General features: G+C 44.9%; 16 protein-coding genes. 14 read left to right on the top strand and 2 right to left on the bottom strand.

What is annotated here, in order from left to right:
• Positions 1-145: 145 nt before the first annotated feature.
• A complete protein-coding gene (locus tag CD004_RS21070; RefSeq protein ID WP_102264556.1) occupies positions 146-811 on the top strand; it encodes a 3'-5' exonuclease in 666 nt (221 codons plus the stop codon).
• Between the two features lie 190 nt (positions 812-1,001).
• A complete protein-coding gene (locus CD004_RS21065) occupies positions 1,002-1,349 on the top strand; it encodes a hypothetical protein (RefSeq protein ID WP_102264555.1) in 348 nt (115 codons plus the stop codon).
• A 40-nt stretch (positions 1,350-1,389) separates the two neighbouring features.
• Here the strand turns inward: CD004_RS21065 and CD004_RS21060 are convergent, their stop codons facing one another.
• Entirely contained in the window at positions 1,390-2,178 is a 789-nt protein-coding gene (locus CD004_RS21060; RefSeq protein ID WP_158651617.1) for a LysM peptidoglycan-binding domain-containing protein, read from the bottom strand.
• Between the two features lie 397 nt (positions 2,179-2,575).
• On the opposite strand from CD004_RS21060, the gene spoIIID reads away from it, so the two are divergent.
• Positions 2,576-2,848 carry a sporulation transcriptional regulator SpoIIID gene (gene spoIIID / locus CD004_RS21055; RefSeq protein WP_031307660.1) on the top strand — a complete coding sequence of 91 codons (273 nt, stop codon included), beginning with the start codon at positions 2,576-2,578 and terminating at the stop codon, positions 2,846-2,848.
• Between the two features lie 209 nt (positions 2,849-3,057).
• On the opposite strand, the gene CD004_RS21050 is transcribed toward spoIIID, so the two are convergent.
• A complete protein-coding gene (locus CD004_RS21050; RefSeq protein ID WP_102264553.1) occupies positions 3,058-3,396 on the bottom strand; it encodes a WXG100 family type VII secretion target in 339 nt (112 codons plus the stop codon).
• 408 nt (positions 3,397-3,804) lie between these two features.
• Between CD004_RS21050 and essC the strand changes: the two genes are divergently transcribed.
• The 11 genes from essC (at position 3,805) to CD004_RS20995 (ending at position 17,054) form a co-directional block, all read left to right on the top strand.
• Positions 3,805-8,424 (top strand): type VII secretion protein EssC, encoded by a 4,620-nt coding sequence (essC, locus tag CD004_RS21045; RefSeq protein ID WP_102264552.1) that lies wholly within the window; start codon positions 3,805-3,807, stop codon positions 8,422-8,424.
• Positions 8,417-8,668, top strand: a complete 252-nt coding sequence (locus CD004_RS21040; protein WP_102264551.1) for a methyltransferase — start codon at positions 8,417-8,419, stop codon at positions 8,666-8,668. The genes essC and CD004_RS21040 overlap by 8 nt, the downstream gene beginning before the upstream one ends.
• Positions 8,669-8,854: 186 nt before the next feature.
• Positions 8,855-9,595 carry a hypothetical protein gene (locus CD004_RS21035; RefSeq protein WP_102264550.1) on the top strand — a complete coding sequence of 247 codons (741 nt, stop codon included), beginning with the start codon at positions 8,855-8,857 and terminating at the stop codon, positions 9,593-9,595.
• Positions 9,596-9,599: 4 nt separating this feature from the next.
• Positions 9,600-11,006, top strand: coding sequence for an Mbeg1-like protein (locus CD004_RS21030; protein ID WP_158651616.1), 1,407 nt, complete (start codon positions 9,600-9,602; stop codon positions 11,004-11,006).
• Between the two features lie 3 nt (positions 11,007-11,009).
• Positions 11,010-11,201, top strand: coding sequence for a hypothetical protein (locus CD004_RS21025; RefSeq protein WP_041964575.1), 192 nt, complete (start codon positions 11,010-11,012; stop codon positions 11,199-11,201).
• Between the two features lie 123 nt (positions 11,202-11,324).
• Positions 11,325-11,627, top strand: coding sequence for a WXG100 family type VII secretion target (locus CD004_RS21020; RefSeq protein WP_102264548.1), 303 nt, complete (start codon positions 11,325-11,327; stop codon positions 11,625-11,627).
• Positions 11,628-11,657: 30 nt separating this feature from the next.
• On the top strand, positions 11,658-11,960 hold the full coding sequence (locus tag CD004_RS21015; protein ID WP_102264547.1) for a pore-forming ESAT-6 family protein: 303 nt from the start codon (positions 11,658-11,660) through the stop codon (positions 11,958-11,960).
• 228 nt (positions 11,961-12,188) lie between these two features.
• Positions 12,189-13,514: a DUF6382 and FHA domain-containing protein gene (locus CD004_RS21010; protein ID WP_102264546.1), complete on the top strand. Its 1,326-nt coding sequence runs from the start codon at positions 12,189-12,191 to the stop codon at positions 13,512-13,514.
• A 14-nt stretch (positions 13,515-13,528) separates the two neighbouring features.
• Positions 13,529-14,320, top strand: a complete 792-nt coding sequence (locus CD004_RS21005) for a PP2C family protein-serine/threonine phosphatase (RefSeq protein ID WP_102264545.1) — start codon at positions 13,529-13,531, stop codon at positions 14,318-14,320.
• Positions 14,321-14,358: 38 nt separating this feature from the next.
• Positions 14,359-16,308 (top strand): protein kinase domain-containing protein, encoded by a 1,950-nt coding sequence (locus tag CD004_RS21000; protein WP_324782277.1) that lies wholly within the window; start codon positions 14,359-14,361, stop codon positions 16,306-16,308.
• 92 nt (positions 16,309-16,400) lie between these two features.
• Positions 16,401-17,054, top strand: coding sequence for a hypothetical protein (locus tag CD004_RS20995; RefSeq protein WP_102264543.1), 654 nt, complete (start codon positions 16,401-16,403; stop codon positions 17,052-17,054).
• Positions 17,055-17,087: the final 33 nt, after the last annotated feature.

Raw genomic sequence — 17,087 nt, 5'->3', positions numbered from 1 at the left:
ATCGTTTAGACAAAGTGCGGGGACCGCGCAGGTTACTAGAAAGAGATCTAACGAAATTCAGATGGTGACTAGCACGTTACTCCGAACACCAGAATGAAATCTGGCATAATCTCATCGAAGACAGGCACATTGAAAGGAGGCTGGCATGTTTTTTCAACGGAAGAATATTTCCTGCCCGCTTACGTATGAAAAGATTCCTTTATCGACTAGAATCGATGATCTTACGTTTGTTGTTTTCGACACGGAGACGACTGGATTTCAGGTGGCGACCACTGACCGGCTCATTGAAATTGGCGGTGTGCCAGTAAGTGGACTGAAGGTGATGGAAAATGCCCGTTTCCAGACATATGTGAACCCGGAGCGACAAATTTCTCGGGAAATAATTGAGCTGACATCCATTACAAATGAAAAAGTTACAGGAGCACCTGTGGCATCAGAGGCGATACATAACTTCTTTGATTTTGTTGGGTCACAAGAAGCGGTATGCCTTGTCGGGCACTATGTCGGCTTTGATCACCTCGTGCTGAAAAGCGAGCTGAAACGTGAAAAGCTTGCGCTTAAAAAGCTGTTCACCATCGATACACTCGACCTGATTGGCTTTATTGCTCCCTCATATGACATGCGCGATCTAGAGCGATACGCGATGGCATTCGGCACGCGAATATATGACCGCCACAGTGCCGTGGGCGATGCATTAACTACAGCTTACCTGTTCACTGAACTCTTGCAGCAGTTCAAAGACCGGGGACATAACACTTGGGGCGAGTTAATCAAGGCTACTGACAGCCAGGCGAGGTCGATGCAGTTTTAAGTGGGAACAGGTATATCGGCCACCGATACGTGGCCGATAAAATATGATTAGGAAAAAGGTATATCGCTCGGCGATTCGAGGTAGATTCAGTCTTGATAAGCTTATATAATGTTGGTGGTGTAAAAAAATGTATTTTAAGCTTTGAAGAAATGTAGTTTTATTCTACTTGTCATGAAAATGGGGGAAATGCATGGATGCCGTGCAAATAGTGTTTTTGGTATTGTTATGGGGTGTCCCAATTGTCCGTTTTATAAAGGTTTACAGGGAAATGGATGAAGAGGAGCAAGCAGAAATCAAAGCCTCATTAAAAAACCCCTTATATTACCTGGACGATGGATTTAGACATATAGGTTTCCCATTGATGTTTTCAGGGATGATTGCTTCCAGCCCCGTTATTCAGCACATCGGGGCATCTATATTATTTATTGGCTGGTTTTATGGTGGTCTTGAACATCTTGATAAAAGTGTTAAACAAAGTGTCGGATTAATGTCATTCGCAGTTTTAATGGCAGGTGTTTATTATCTTATATGGACATAAGAAAAATGCTTAGAGTTCACGGCACTCTAAGCATTTTGTATTATTGAAGATTAATCAAAGCACCATTCTTATAAGCAACGAAAACTCGTTGTCCTGCAAATTCTTCGTACTCCCTCGCCGTCCCATAAGAAACTTTTAAAGGAATGGCTTTTCCATCATTCTCAACCTCAATCGTAAAATTATCAGCCGCTCCGTTAATGATCGCTTCCATAAATTCGATTTCGCCTGGAATAACCAGCTGCTGGCCGATCAGCACCATGTCTTCCTTCAAACCGTTAGCTTGCTTTAATTCTTTCAAGCTTACACCGAATCGCTGGGAGATATTGAACAATGTATCTCCAGGATTGACAATGTAAATTCCTTCATTGTTTTCAAAGCCATGGGTTGGTACTGAAAGGGCTTGTCCAACATAAATCGAGTCATTGACCAATTTGTTTTCTCTTTTTAAATCTATAAGGGTTACACCGTATTTTTTTGCCAGGGAGAACAATGTGTCCCCTTTTTTCACAATATAAATCCCTGCCTCAGCCTCCACAGGCACCTCTAGCTTTTGTCCAGCTTTGATAAGTTCTGAAGGCAGTGAATTCACTTCCTGAAGCATTTCAACCGATGTATCGAATTCCTTCGCCAGGCTGTACAGCGTATCTCCTTTTTTTACGGTATAAAAGGATCCGACCGCATCTGTTTTCTTTTGGCCAAAACCAAGCAGCAATCCCGCTGCCACCGAACCAGCTACAGCTGCACCGATCAGTTTTCTGTTCCGTTTCAAGGTCACTTTCCGCTTTTGCTCTCTGATTCTCTGTTTTCTAGTCTGTCTGTAGGTAATCAAGTCTGCTTCTCCCCCAATGAAAAATAAACTCCTCAACAGAAATTCGATAAGGAACAGGTTTTTATGTACTTAAAACTGGGTATATAGGAAAGTTTTTCTCCTTTAAAATAGTTGTATTTTTCAAAAAACTTCACAATACCTTGTCCCTATTGCTTTTTTCGTGCATATATCCTCAACCAAGCTAATAAAATGTTACAAACCTGACAAAGAGAGTGTTTGAGGTGAGGAGTCGTTTGAACAATATGAGGATTCAGCCGGGGACATGATTAATCTTAGTAATATACGGAAGGAACAACCTTCTGCCGCAAGTGAGTATATTTTGCGGGATGCAGTATTGGCAGATAAAAGCGAGTCTCATTTCACACTTCTCACATCCAATTTAGGGAGGGCGAGTGGTGTGCACGATTACATCAAAGAGAGAACAATCAAGATTGGAAAGTATATCGTGGAGACGAGAAAAACAGTTCGCGTCATAGCGAAGGAGTTTGGCGTATCCAAAAGTACAGTCCATAAAGACCTGACAGAAAGATTGCCTGAGATCAACCCTGACCTTGCCAATGAAGTAAAAGAAATCCTTGATTATCATAAATCAATCCGCCATTTGAGAGGCGGGGAAGCCACAAAAATGAAGTACCGCAAAGAGGAAAGGGAAGAAGAGCCGGTCAAGTGAAAAAGTTTTGAAACTAACAGATTGGAGGGACCGTAATTCAGCTGTGTGATCATTGCCAACAACAAAATGAAAAATGCCCAGCTTAGATTCAGAAAAGCCGGGCATCGCCACAAAAGGCGTGTATGATTCTGCTTTTATACATAGCGGAGGCTGCCGCCTTTTTATTATGGAAAAAATAGGACAGGCCGGAAAAGCCGGAATGGCCTGTTTTACCGTAATCCAGTATTTTTTAATCTTGCTTCCCTTTCAGCAGCCGCCCGCTCTGCGGCTGCCCGTTCCGCTGCCTCGCGAGCCTCTTCTTCTTTTCTTATTTCATTTGCTGCTGCTACAATATCCGGGCCAAGCGAAAAAAGAAGTGTCTGAAGTTCGGAAATTTCCCTGCTTATACTGTTGATGGCATTATTGATATGAACCATCTCCTGTGCCTGCCATCCGCTGTTAAGATTCCCCTTGAAGTCCTGCAGCCTGCTTTTGATTTCATTTAGTTCCTGTGCGTAACCACTGATTCTATTAGCCTGTGAATACGCCTGGCCAACATTAATCTTCACCTGGATCACCTGCTTATGTTTAGATTCTTAGATTATATAATGTTATCCAAAAAAATCCCAATAATAATATATGAATATTTTGGTATTTTTTAGATAAATTTGGGTTTAGGGTATATTTTTAGGGGTAAATAGAACTAGTTTTATTTCTGTTTAAAAGCAAGACCATACCAAAAAACCATATCATCCCTATTCGCTGAAAAAGTGGATAGGACTAATATCCCTATTTTTCCAATTAAGGGGGTAATTAGTTGAATAAAATTCCTGATATTGTAAGATGTTTATATATTTAGAGATGAACCAAAGGTTTGATGTAAAATTACACTTTTTGAACTAAAATGGTAAAAAATATGAAGTTATCACTATACATACTATAAGAATAAAAATATTTTGGGCTGGGGAGGTATGGAGTTGATTCTCACACTTTTTGACCGGAATCGGGCGTTTGATCTCGTGCTGCCCGAACGGGTAACCGGGAGATACATACTGAATACTGAAGATAAGGACCATAACCAGGTTGAAATGCTGGCTGTTGAGGCAGAAGATGGCCGATGGTACTTAAAATCTAATAAACATGCATTCTTGAAAGATACCGCAAACGAAGTACAATCGAAGGTCCTCATAGAACCATTCAAAACGTATACGATTCACCGCAACGATGAACAATCCGCGCTAGTTTATGTCGAGCCGCAAACTGCGGACCGCAATGAATTCACAAAACATATCGCCACCACTAATGTCATTAAAATAGGACGCTCACAGGACAGCCAAATTTGTTTTTCGAATAAACTTGTATCCGGGTCACACTGTGTCATCGAATACAGCAGCGATGATAAGGCTGTGATCAAGGATTTTAACAGTTCAAATGGTACATATGTCAATGGAGAGAGAATCAAGGAGAAGGTGCTGGCAGTTGGTGATGTCATTTTCATCATGGGTCTTAAAATCATTTTCAATGGCCGCCTGCTGTCGCTGAACAATCCCCATAAATCCGTGTTCCTTGACCGAAACTCGTTCAACTCATTCATTGCTGAAAAGCCGGTAGTTGAAAAAGAAATCAACCTCGATGAAATACATATTGAAGAAGAAAATGATCAGCTGTTTTACCGTTCGCCGCGCTTCAAGCGTGATATTGAAGAAACGACGATAAAAATCGATCCGCCGCCGCCACAGCCTAATATTGATGAAACACCACTGATGCTGCTGTTGGGGCCATCAATCACGATGGGGATGGCTTCCCTGTTCACAGGCCTTTTAGTCTTGCAAAACGTAATGAGCACTGACGGGGATATCATGAGGGCGATGCCGACGCTTGTGATGTCAATCAGTATGATGATCGGCACCGTACTCTGGCCGATTTTAACAAAAAAATACGAGAAAAAGCGCCGCATAAAGCTTGAAGGCATCCGCCAGGAGAAATATTCGAAATACCTTGCAGAGATGAAGCAAGTGATTGCAGATGAGTGCAAGCACCAAAGCGAAATTCTGTTCGAAAACCACGTCACCCTTGAAAACTGCCTGTCGAGAATCAAGCGCCGTCAGAGAAATCTTTGGGAACGCGGGATAGGACAGAATGATTTTCTGAAAGTACGTCTTGGAATAGGCGATCTGCCTTTAAACGCAGAAATCAAATATCCTGAGAAACGCTTTATGCTTGAAGATGACAATCTTCAGGATGAGCTTTATCAGATCGTAGAGAAGCCGCAAATATTAAAGGATGTGCCGGTCACTGTCGACCTGACGGAGGAACGGATCAGCGGAATCATTGGCAGAAGGGAAGAAGTGAAGAGCTTTGTCCAGGGGCTGATTTTTCAGCTGACAGCACTGCATAGCTATGACGAATTAAAATTGGTGTTCATTTATGATGAACAGGAGCATGATACGTGGAACTTCGTGAAGTGGCTGCCGCATGTTTGGGATGATGGCAAGACAATCCGTTTCGTTGCCACAGATGCGAACGAGGTAAAAGAGCTTTCCTCTTATTTTGAAAAAGAAATCAGTGCGCGCCAGGTGCTCGCTGAGGAGGACCTTGCAGAGATCAACCAGCATTATATTGTCTTCTCGATGAGCAAGAGCCTCGCATCGAAGGCTGAGATGATCAATCATATTTTAAAAGAAAAGAAAAACATCAAGTTCAGCTTCATTGCCCTTTATGATGAACTGAAAAACCTGCCAAAGGAATGTACGAATGTCATCGAACTAGACAAGAGTTTTTCAAAGATTTATGACAAGGATGATATCTCTGGTAAGTATGTAGGGTTCAACGCAGACAGCTATCTGGAGGAGGATGCCGAAGAACTGGCTGTAAGTTTAGCCAATATCCAGCTGAATACCTCACAGAAAGCCTATACCCTGCCTGATATGCTCACATTCCTGGAAATGTTTGGCGTGGGTAAGATTGAACATCTTAATGCTCTGACGAAATGGAAGGAAAACAATCCCGTCCATACGATCCAGACCCAAATCGGTGTCGATACGCAAGGCGACCCATTCATGATTGACCTGCACGAAAAATACCATGGTCCGCACGGCTTGATTGCCGGGATGACTGGTTCTGGTAAAAGTGAATTCATCATGACATTCATTTTATCGCTAGCGGTCAATTACCACCCGGATGAGGTAGCATTCATTCTGATCGACTATAAGGGCGGGGGCATGGCGAATGCTTTCGAAGACCTGCCGCACCTTGCCGGGACGATTACGAACCTTGATGGAGCCGCGGTCAACCGTTCATTGATTTCAATCCAAAGTGAACTGAAGCGCCGCCAGGCTATTTTTAGCGAAACGAGCCGGGTTGTTGATCAGAGTAACATCGATATCTATAAATATCAGAAACTATACCGCGAAGGACTGGTAAAAGAGCCGCTGCAGCACTTGTTCATCATTTCTGACGAGTTTGCCGAGCTGAAGGCCCAGCAGCCTGAATTCATGGAACAGCTTGTCAGTGCAGCGCGTATCGGCCGAAGCCTTGGCGTCCACCTGATCCTGGCAACGCAAAAGCCATCTGGTGTCGTCGATGACCAGATCTGGAGCAATAGTAAATTCCGTATCTCTTTGAAGGTACAGGAAAAAGCGGACAGTATGGAGGTCATCAAACGTCCTGACGCCGCGGAACTGAAGCAGACCGGACGATTCTATCTTCAGGTTGGCTTCAATGAATTGTTCGAGCTTGGGCAGTCTGCATGGGCGGGTGCGCCTTACTATCCGTCTGACAGAGTTGAAAAGCACAAGGATGACAGTGTTGTGGTTATCGATGACCTCGGACGCATCATCAAAAATGCCCGTATTGATAAGCGTAAGTCTACGGTGAAGAACCCGCCGAAGCAAATCGATGAAATCACAGAATATCTTGCAAAGATGGCACAGCAAGAGGATATCAAGGTACGCCAGCTATGGCTTGAGCCGATTCCTGAGCTCATTTACGTCGATAAGCTGAAAAAGAAATATAGTGTCGTACAGCAATGCTTCGGGTTGAACCCGATCATTGGTGAATACGATGACCCAGCGAACCAGAGGCAGATGGTGATGCGGATGCCGATCACCCAGGAAGGAAATGCTGTCATTTACGGAATCGCCGGAAGCGGAAAAACGACCTTCCTGACGACGATGCTTTACTCATTAATGGAAGAGCACACGCCAAACGAAGTGAATTTTTACCTGCTGGACTTCGGTTCTGAGACTCTTGTCTGGTTCAAGGAGGCACCGCATGTCGGCGACGTGATGTTGTCACATGAAAGCGAGAAGATCCACAACCTGTTCAAGATGCTTACAGGTGAGATTGAACGGAGGAAGAAACTGCTTTCAAATTACGGCGGAGATTTTATCACATACAACGAAATGTCTGGTGAGAGCCTGCCGTCGATTGTTGTGGCGATTCACAATTATGCGGCGTTCTCCGAGATGTTCGAAGAGCTTGAGGAAGGAATTTCGTTCCTGACGCGTGAGGGGTTAAAATACGGGATTTATTTCATTGTCACAGCGATCAATACGGGAGCGATACGCTACAGGCTGCTACAGAACTTTAAGCAGATGTATGTGCTCCAGCTGAATGACCAGAGTGAATACTCGGGCGTACTGGGCAATACAGAAGGAGTGTATCCATCCAAATCGAAGGGACGCGGCATTTTCAAGAGTGATACAACATTTGAATTCCAGACGGCCCATATCACAAGCGATATAGACAATATGTATACCTTCATCACCGATTACTGCAAAGGCCTGCGGGAATCATGGATGCAGCCGGCCGCAATGCGTGTTCCGATCCTTCCTGAGAAAGTCGATCTGGATTATCTGCGTGATGAAGCGAAAAATATGAACAGTAACAAAGTGCCAGTCGGGATTGAGAAAAACTCTCTGAAAACAGCTCATTTCGATTTCCTTGGCAACTATGTAAACGTGGTTACTGCGCTGCAAAATGATCAATGCTCAAGCTTCATGCAGGGAGTTTCTGAAATTTTCACCGCTTCAGAAGGCAGGGAATTGATTGTCATCGACCCTAATGAGCACTTCGCGGCGGGCCGCACGCAGGATTATAAGTATATTTTTGAGACATCCGAACTCGAAGACACTATCGTCTACCTGTTCAATACGCTCGTCCACCGGAACAATACGACGAAGGATGCAATCGAAGCAGGCGAGCAGCCGCCAGTATTCGGCAACATCACCTGCATCATCGATTCCTTCACCGATTTAATGATGTATCTGTCGCCGGACGGCCAGGATAAGCTCAAGGTCTTCCTTGAAAAAGGCAATGGCCTCAATGTAAACCTGATCATCTCAGACAGTGCCGATAAGCTGAGCTCAATCTCATTCGAAAGCTGGTTCAAGCAGCATGTATCGCTTAGCGATTTCATCTGGGCAGGCAATGGCATCACAGACCAGTACGTCATGAAGCTCGGCAAGGTGACAAACGATATGTACCAGGAAATTCCGCCAGGCTTCGGCTATGTCGTCAAAAAAGGAAAACCAACGCTCGTGAAGCTGTTATCCTCAGTACAAAGCAAGCAAGAGGAGGTAGCGTACCATGGATAAGGTGCTCGTAGAGGTCTTCATCCCCGCCTCCGAAAAATCATACGACGTCTTCCTGCCGCTCGAAAGCAAACTGCACGAAGTCGTCCACCTGCTCGCAGGGACCATGACCGAACTATCACAAGGATACTTCTCGGCAACACACGACACCATCCTCTGTGACCGCAAAACCGGCACCATTTTAAACATCAATCAGACCGTTGAAGAGACCGGGTTGATGAACGGGGCCAAGTTGATGTTGATTTAGGGACGTGGGGGGACATGGGGACGGTTCTCGTGTCCCATCGAATTGGCGCGACATAGGGACGGTTCTTGCGTCTCAGAAATTGCGAAGTAGGAACGATGCACGTCCCACAGAATTTGAATATATGACCTTGGGGCGGTTATCGAAAACCGGACCGTCCCTGCTTTTAAAACGGAAGGTGTGGAGACTTTGAAGAAGTGGATCAAGCTGACAGCGGCAATTATATTCGTGATCATGGGAGGTGCGGGGTGTATGAGTTCGGAGAGTAAGGTAATTGAGCATTTAGAAGAGAAGTATGGTGAGAAGTTTGAGGTTGAAAGCACCAAAGAAGGCAGTGTCATCTTCCCGGATATGTATGGAAAAGACAAAGTGATTGCTCATCAAGAAGGAAAGCCTGAGCTTGTCTTCCTTGCAGGTGAAAGTAGGAATGAAGATGGTGTTTACTATGACACCTTCATTTTATCTATATGGTCTAACCAGCTCGACCAGTTGTATCAGGAAAAGGTAAAACAGGCATTTAATGAAGATGTTGAATTCAAGACAATGCTGTTCGTGGAAGAAGAGAAGTACGCTGAGGAAAAGAAAGATTCATCTGTCACTGACTTTTTACAAAGAGATGACAATGGTGCGTTGCTTACTTTGAACATTGCCGTAAAGACCGACGGAGAACCGGAAGTGGAGAAATATTTGGATCCGGTATATGAATTGCTGAACGAGCTTAAGGAATCTAATGCAAAATATTACGGTGTGACTGTCGGTTTTGTGGATAGTTCAGAGAATGTATCTGACTATATGAGGACATCAAACGTGAACAATATTGACTGGTCAAACCTTGATGCGAAGGTGTACGGAACTATTATGGTTGATGATTCAATGGATATCAGCAGCCCTGAGCAGATTAAAGAATATTATCAACCGCAAGAGGGGTGATGATATGTCCCTTGATCAATTAACTGATGAAGAGAAAAATGTCCTGCTGATGTTGTCGTACTATGATTTGCCCAATAATCAGCCTCTTAATGGAAAAAGCATAGAACGAATTTGGGATTATGCCAAAATGAGTGCTGATAAAAATGAGGAAAGCTATAAACAGCTAGAAGCATTTTTTTTAAGTGATAGTTTTAAAAGTTCAAATCTTCATAACATAAAATTATCAGGCTACCAGAACCATAACCCAAATGAAGGCAATAATACTAAAGGTGCATCCGACTCCGGCTTTGTTGGATACGCATTTGAAGATAATAGCGGAAACTCGACTGCTGTATTCAGAGGCAGTGAAGCGATGGGGGATATGGGTCACCTAAGGACGGACTGGACCTCTAACTTTGAAGCATCAATGGGAGTGGAAATAACGCAACAAAAGGAAGCGAATGCATTTTATCAAAAATATCTCTCGGATACATCAGGTGAAAGGCTGCTTCTTGGCCATTCAAAGGGCGGCAATTTGGCGGATTATGTCTTCATTAACAACCTGGATGATAACACCAAGGCATATGTAATAAATGCTGCTCCATTATATTGGTGGTCCTTATCAAAGAAGGAACAAGAGGCGTTAATGGGAGACCGCCATGATTTTATCGTTTATGCGTTTGATCCAGTCTCACAGCTTGGCAAAGTGCCATATGTCGATAAAACGATTGGTCTAAATGAGGATTATGACCTAAAGAAGCCGTTTTATCCCCATTCCCTGACGAGCAGTGCGGGGTTTGATGAGAATGGAAATTATCGAGTATATGAGAACGGGCAATCGTTCGGCAGGTATGTTCTAAACAATATGGTCTTTGAAGACATATTTTATGGACTTTCTACTTCTACACCAATAAAGGCTTATAAGGCCGCTTATGTTGTCGCCAATGCAGCGAAATATGTCATGCATTATACGGCAAAAGCAATGACTGCAGCTGCCCATCTAATCAGGGAGCAGACAGTGAAGCTTATCGTTGGCTTGGCAAAGGCAAAGAGGGAACTTGAGGAGAAGGTAAATTCATTTTTTACAGATCTTATTGCAAAGGCTTCTGTTAAAATTGGCAGTTTTATAGACAGCCTGAACGGCAACAACTTCCCAATCGAACCTTATATAAAAGTTGACATCCCAAGGCTGTTCTATTACGCCAACCGGCTTCGCTCGGTACAGAGGCGTGTCGCTCAGCTTAACGATATGATCGACGATTTGTACTGGGAAGCGGGTGTCATGGGACTGGATAATGTCCTCGCAGCGGATATTGCCTCATCCTTCGATATCCGGATTCCGGAAAGCATCAATTACCTGAACCGGACCGCGGAACTTTTACAGCAGAATGAAAGGTATCTCGCCGGAAAAGCCGGTTCAATCAGGGGGTAAACAATGGACCCGAAAGTGAGAAGCAAGATTAACAGGATTGCGGCGGAAGCAAATGCGATCGCCCGTGAGCTCGAGGATATCTCGAATGGCCTCAGTCATGAATTCAAAGGGATCGGTTCGGTAAAAGCTGCCTCAGGATTGCGGCGTTCTGCGGAGAAATACCGCTATGTAAGCTATAAGTTAAGAAGAATATGACTCTATGGGACATGGGGACGGTTCTCTTGTCCCAGGTCAGACTGGGAACTTTATTCGGCCTCACGATGTTTGAAGATAGAAGAATATGACTCTATTAGACTCACTTGAAAGGAGGTGAAAAGAATGGCAAGATCGATCACTGTTGAACCAGCAAAGCTTGAAACGACTGCTAACAAGATTGACCAGCAGGCAGCTGACTATGAAAGAAACTACAAAGCTCTTTTCAGCGAAGTTGAAGCCATGGCGGCTGCTTGGCAGGGTACCGACAACCAGGCATACACTGCACAAATCAAAGGCTTCATGGACGACTTCAACAAAATGACTCAGTTGATGAGACAGTATTCAGAGTTCCTGAAAATGAGTGCGAAAACATACCGCGACACTCAATCAGAGGTTATTAACCAGGCTAAGAGATTGAGCAACTAATCCTTAACATAACGCAGGAGGTGAAATACATTGGCAGGAGATGGAATCAAAATCTCGCTTGGCGAGGTTAGCAAAACGGCGGGCCAAATCCGCAACCTTAACCAGCAACTATCCACTAGATTGGAAGAAATCAAGAAGGACATGAATGCACTATCGTCATCATGGAACTCTGATGCATCCAACACAATCCGCGGCAACTTCAACTCACTTGCACCACGATTTGAAGAATATCGCCAGGTCGTCGACAGTTACGCCAAATTCTTGGATAACACTGTCACAAACTACAACACCGCAGAAACAGCAATCAACAACAACGCCAGCTCTTTTAAGTAATCACTTTTTACAGAGGGTATGGGGCAAGCGGCTGGTGCAGTTTGCCCTTCTGTAAAATTCGAAATAACCTCCGGATATAAAAAGGTCCAACTGGTATTATATCGGATTCAACTGGTATTAAAAGTCATGCAACTGGTATTATATTGAATCCAACTGGTATTAAATGCGATTTTTATAAAATATTAGAGGCAAAATCATACATAAATTCAAAATTGGAGTCGAAGCGCAATGATCAAACACGCGGATTTTAAATTAGAAAGCTATGGAATCTCAAAATTCCTTTATTATCATGCTGGAAGCAAGGCAGACATCGATGGCAGCCAGGTTGAGCTTTTGAGAACGAGCCGTATTCCGGGAATTCTGCCCTGTAATGCCATTTTAGAGGGAGATAACTGCTTTCTTCGCTATGACATGATTTCCGATAACACGCTTGAAATGCTGAATTCAACTCCAGCATCAAAAGAGCGTCTCTTCAACAGCTTCCTTAACATTGCCGAAACGCTGGTGGATTCTCAAGCAAGCGGACTGGATATCGAGAACTTCGTGTTCAGCCAGCGTGACATCTTTATTGATAATTTTTCAAACAGATTAGTTTTTATCTACCTTCCTGTAAAAAATAATGTTTTTGAAAAGGTATCACTTAAAGACTTTCTGCGTGAATTGCTGCTGTCGTCTCCTTACGATGAAAACGATGATGCCGCATTTTTTATCAAACTCCATAACTATCTGGTCGAGACAGGCGATGTTTCTCCGGAACACCTGCTGGAAAAAGTGAATGAATTGGTCGGAGATGAAGCACTCGTACGGCAGCCTTATAAGATGCCGGAAAAACCGAAGCAGGAAGCGGCACTCCCACTAGACAAAGTGGTTGAGGAAAGCGTGGAGGAAGAACCGGAGGAAGAACCGGAGCTTGAAACCCCGAAAATCAATCCAAATTTCTACAGTCCAGGCAGTGAGGTTCACACCGTGAAAACGAGCGTCGACAATGGCGTGCTGACTTCCAAATATACAAGCCAGAAGAAGGATATTAAAACAGGCCGAAAGCTCGAAATCGAGGAAGAAGTTAACTACAAGCGGATCACTAGGGCAGAGCTTGGAGAGAACAATACGCTGTTAAAAGATGCAGCGAAACTGGGTGGCGGAACATCAATCAACATCCAGCCAGCGCTGACCAGCAGTGAGCCAGAAAACGAGGGTACCACAGTACTTGGTGTAATGGCAGATGTGGATGAGGGCACAACGACTCTTGGCCACTCCGCCCGCAGGCCGTTTTTGATGGCAGTCTCAAAGAATGAAAAAATCACGATTGCCAAGGACTTTTTCAAAATCGGACGGGACCCAATGAGAGCGGACTTTGCGTCTGAAAATAAAGTAATTGGACGGGTGCATGCCCATGTGATCATTTCGAACGGCGAATACTTCCTGGAAGACAATCACTCAACAAATGGCAGTTACGTCAACGGCGTGAAGTTGTCGCCAAAGGAAAAAGTCAAAATCAAGCATGAAGATAAAATCAAGCTCGCGAACGAGGAATTCGTCTTCAGGCTTTATTGATGGGAGGAACAAAGATGGCCTTTCAAGTGGCATACCATACGGACATAGGAATCAAGAAGAAAACGAATCAAGATGGCCTGTTGCTGAAAACGGCGAAGACACCAGAAGGGGAAATTGGCCTGTTCATTATCTGCGATGGAATGGGCGGGCTTTCCCACGGCGAGCTGGCGAGTGCGACGGTCATCCGGGGGATGTCAGACTGGTTCGACAACGACCTTCCGGAGCTGCTTGAGGGTGGCACGATTGAAAAAGAAATTCCCATCAAGCTTGAGGAACGCGTTCGTGAGTTGAATCAAAAAATCCTTGAATATGGCGGCGCTTCAAATATCAAACTTGGCACCACAATCACGGCTTTGCTCATCCTCCACAAGCAGTATTATATCCTGCAGATCGGTGACAGCAGGGCGTACAGCATAAATGACAAGCTTATCAAACTGACCGAAGACCAGACTCTCGTAGAACGCGAGCTGCAGCGCGGCAATATTACCGCAGAACAGGCGAGGATTGACCCGCGCCGTAATGTACTGCTCCAGTGCGTTGGTGCAACCAAGGACATAAAAGTCGTCATCACTTCAGGCGAAGTCGACAGCGGAACGATGTATATGCTTTGCACCGACGGATTTTACCATGAAATCAGCGATGAAGAAATGCTCACAAACCTTAATCCACAACATTTTACCAGTGAAAAAAATATGAAAGAAAAGCTCATAGAACTAGTCGAGCTCGCAAAACAACGCCAGGAAACAGACAATATCTCAATTCTGCTGGCGAAACGGGACATGGGGACGGTTCTCGCGTCCCAATAATAGGGGTGCACAAGAACCACCCCGCGTTTCTGGGAGGAATGACTTTGATACAAATTGGCACGATTATTGATGATAGATATGAAATATTGAAGGAGATTGGGCGCGGCGGCATGAGCGTTGTTTACCTGTCGATGGATAACCGGCTCAATAAGTCGCTTGTCGTCAAGGATATCCGCAAGCGCAGCAACAGCAACAATGAGCTGCTGATCAACAGCCTGGTCGTCGAGGCGAACATGCTGAAGAAGCTCGACCACGGTTCGCTGCCGAAAATCTATGACATCATCGAGTCCGAGGGCGATATTTATGTAGTGATGGATTACATCGAGGGAGAGTCGCTCAAGGAAAGGCTCAAGCGCGACGGCAAAATCCCTGCAAAAGAGGTCATCGAGTGGGCGAAGCAGCTGAGCGATGTACTTGGATATTTGCACTCCCGCAAGCCTTACCCGATCATCTACCGTGACATGAAGCCTGACAATGTCATGCTCACACCGGAGGGCAAAATCAAACTGATTGACTTCGGGATCGCGCGTGAATTCAAAACCGAGAATCTCTCTGACACTACGAATCTCGGAACAAAAGGTTATGCGGCCCCGGAACAGATTTCCGGGAGGCAGACCGACGCGAAAACTGATATTTACAGCCTGGGAATCACACTCTACCACCTGGTCACCGGGAAAAACCTGAGCGAGCCGCCATTTGAAATCCGGCCGATTCGTGAATGGGACTCATCGCTGCCGGAGGGCCTCGAGCATATTATCAAAAAATGTACCCAGGCTGAGCCGGCGAACCGATATCAGAACTGCGAGGAGCTAAGCTATGACCTCGAGCACATCAACAGGCTGACGAAGGGTTACAAGAACATGCTAATCAAAAAGCTGGCGATGTTCCTTGTTCCGGCGGTGCTATTCCTGGCATTCTCAACGACCTCTGTCCTGGGGTACAAAGGGATGAAAAATGAGCAGTTCCAGGATTATATGAATCTGGTGAATCAGGCGAGCATCGCGTTGATGGACGGCGAGCAGACAGAGGCGATCAAGCTGCTCGAAAGCGCAACCCGCGTTGATAACGGACGTCCGGAGGCTTACATCAATCTGCTTGATTTATATATTAATAGAAACCAGACAGACGAAGGGCTCGCCAAGCTGGAATCATACATACAGGATGAATATGGTGGAGTCCATAAGAATAACGAAGTTCTTTTCAAAATGGGGATGACCTATTTTGATGTAAAAAGGGACTATAACAATGCGCTGAAATACTTCCAGCAGGTCGATGAAAAAGAACTGCCGGATGCTAAATATTACAAGTCGCTGGCAACGACCATGAGCAGTCTGAACGTCGACTATACGAAGTTTGCCGGAGACCTTCAGGAATTCCACGAATACAATGACGGTCTTGCCAATGACAGCAAAAAAATCGATAACTATAATTCTCTAGCTAATATTTATATTTCTTATAAGAGTCAGATTCCTGACGCGAATACCCAGGCAATCGAGATAGTCCAGAAGGCGAAGGAAATCCTCGCCAAGCTCGAAAACGAACAGCTCCAGTTCAAATATGAGATGGAATTCGAACAGAAGCTGGCCCAGGCATACTACAGCCGCGGCGTGAATTCCGAAGACAAGGCAAGTGCCCGCGATGATTACGAACAGGCAATAGAACATTACAACAATCTCCTTGATTTGAACGTCGCAGACCAGGAAGACGTCTACGTCAAAATTGGTGTCATCTATCAGGAAATGGGTGAATTCTCCCGTGCAGTCGAGCACTTCCGGAACACGGTGCTGAAGAAATTCCCTGACAGCATCAACGCCAATGTCAAGCTAGGCAATCTTCTCCTAGACATCGAACAAAACAAAGAAGAAGGCAATCGGAACTACGTTGAAGCGAAAAAAGTCTTTGAAAAAGCAGGCACTCTGCCTGGTGCAAAAGACGACGAAGGATACAAAAAACTCATTAGACGTATGGAAAATTTGAATATTCTCTAGGGGAGCAAGAGAAGCGGAGGGACGTACTTTTTGCTTCCGAATAAGAAGCAAAAGGTACTCCTCATGCTCCCAAGGAAGGCGGTTGAAGAAAATTGGCATACCAGATTATGTTTTACGGCGGTTTGGCAGGTGCTGTAATCGCGCTTGTGATTGCTGTTCTCACATACGTAAAACTCAATATTGCCCAGGTCATTACCGATCTGACAGGCTGGAATTTTCCCGGTGCAGGGAGAAAAGCCAGGAAGACGACGACCAGCACCCAGGCCGATACAAGTACAAAGCCGACGACAAGGGAAATCCATGTCCGCAAGAATGTCGATAAAGAAGTGGCTGCCGGTGAGTATGTGGAACCAACGGAGAAAATGGCGAGCGGCCAGATTGAGCCAACAGCTCTTTTGAGCCAGGAGAGCTTCAGGAATACAGCCTTGCTTAAACAAGAAGGGTTGGAGCCGACGGCATTGCTATCTCCAGAAGGACTCGAGCCAACCGCTTTGTTGAAAGAAGCTCAAGTGCGAGAACCAGTTGGTGCAGCAGTTGCATCCAGCCGTAGCGGATCCCATGAGTCACCAACCGAGACCACTATCCTGTCCGATTGGAATGAAACTACCGTTCTGACTGCTGACCATGATGAAACGACTTTACTTGGTGAAACAACACTATTGGATGATATTGACGAGAGAGAAGTAGAACCCCGCTTTAAAAAGCAGGTTGATATAATCGTGGTTCATTCAGAAACAATCATTTAAGTCATGTGAATCACACGGAATACTAGCTTAAGT

The organism is Mesobacillus jeotgali, from assembly GCF_002874535.1.
Classification (GTDB): domain Bacteria; phylum Bacillota; class Bacilli; order Bacillales; family Cytobacillaceae; genus Mesobacillus; species Mesobacillus jeotgali.
The sequence above is the reverse complement of the archived record's forward strand: the minus strand, read 5'-3'. Positions and strand labels throughout refer to the sequence as shown.

Excerpts from the sequence above, each read along its gene's own strand:
- CD004_RS21070 (WP_102264556.1), top strand. The coding sequence starts at position 146 with ATGTTTTTTCAACGGAAGAATATTTCCTGCCCGCTTACGTATGAAAAG.
- CD004_RS21065 (WP_102264555.1), top strand. The coding sequence starts at position 1,002 with ATGGATGCCGTGCAAATAGTGTTTTTGGTATTGTTATGGGGTGTCCCA.
- CD004_RS21040 (WP_102264551.1), top strand. The coding sequence starts at position 8,417 with ATGGATAAGGTGCTCGTAGAGGTCTTCATCCCCGCCTCCGAAAAATCA.
- CD004_RS21030 (WP_158651616.1), top strand. The coding sequence starts at position 9,600 with ATGTCCCTTGATCAATTAACTGATGAAGAGAAAAATGTCCTGCTGATG.
- CD004_RS21025 (WP_041964575.1), top strand. The coding sequence starts at position 11,010 with ATGGACCCGAAAGTGAGAAGCAAGATTAACAGGATTGCGGCGGAAGCA.
- CD004_RS21020 (WP_102264548.1), top strand. The coding sequence starts at position 11,325 with ATGGCAAGATCGATCACTGTTGAACCAGCAAAGCTTGAAACGACTGCT.
- CD004_RS21010 (WP_102264546.1), top strand. The coding sequence starts at position 12,189 with ATGATCAAACACGCGGATTTTAAATTAGAAAGCTATGGAATCTCAAAA.
- CD004_RS21005 (WP_102264545.1), top strand. The coding sequence starts at position 13,529 with ATGGCCTTTCAAGTGGCATACCATACGGACATAGGAATCAAGAAGAAA.
- CD004_RS21000 (WP_324782277.1), top strand. The coding sequence starts at position 14,359 with ATGACTTTGATACAAATTGGCACGATTATTGATGATAGATATGAAATA.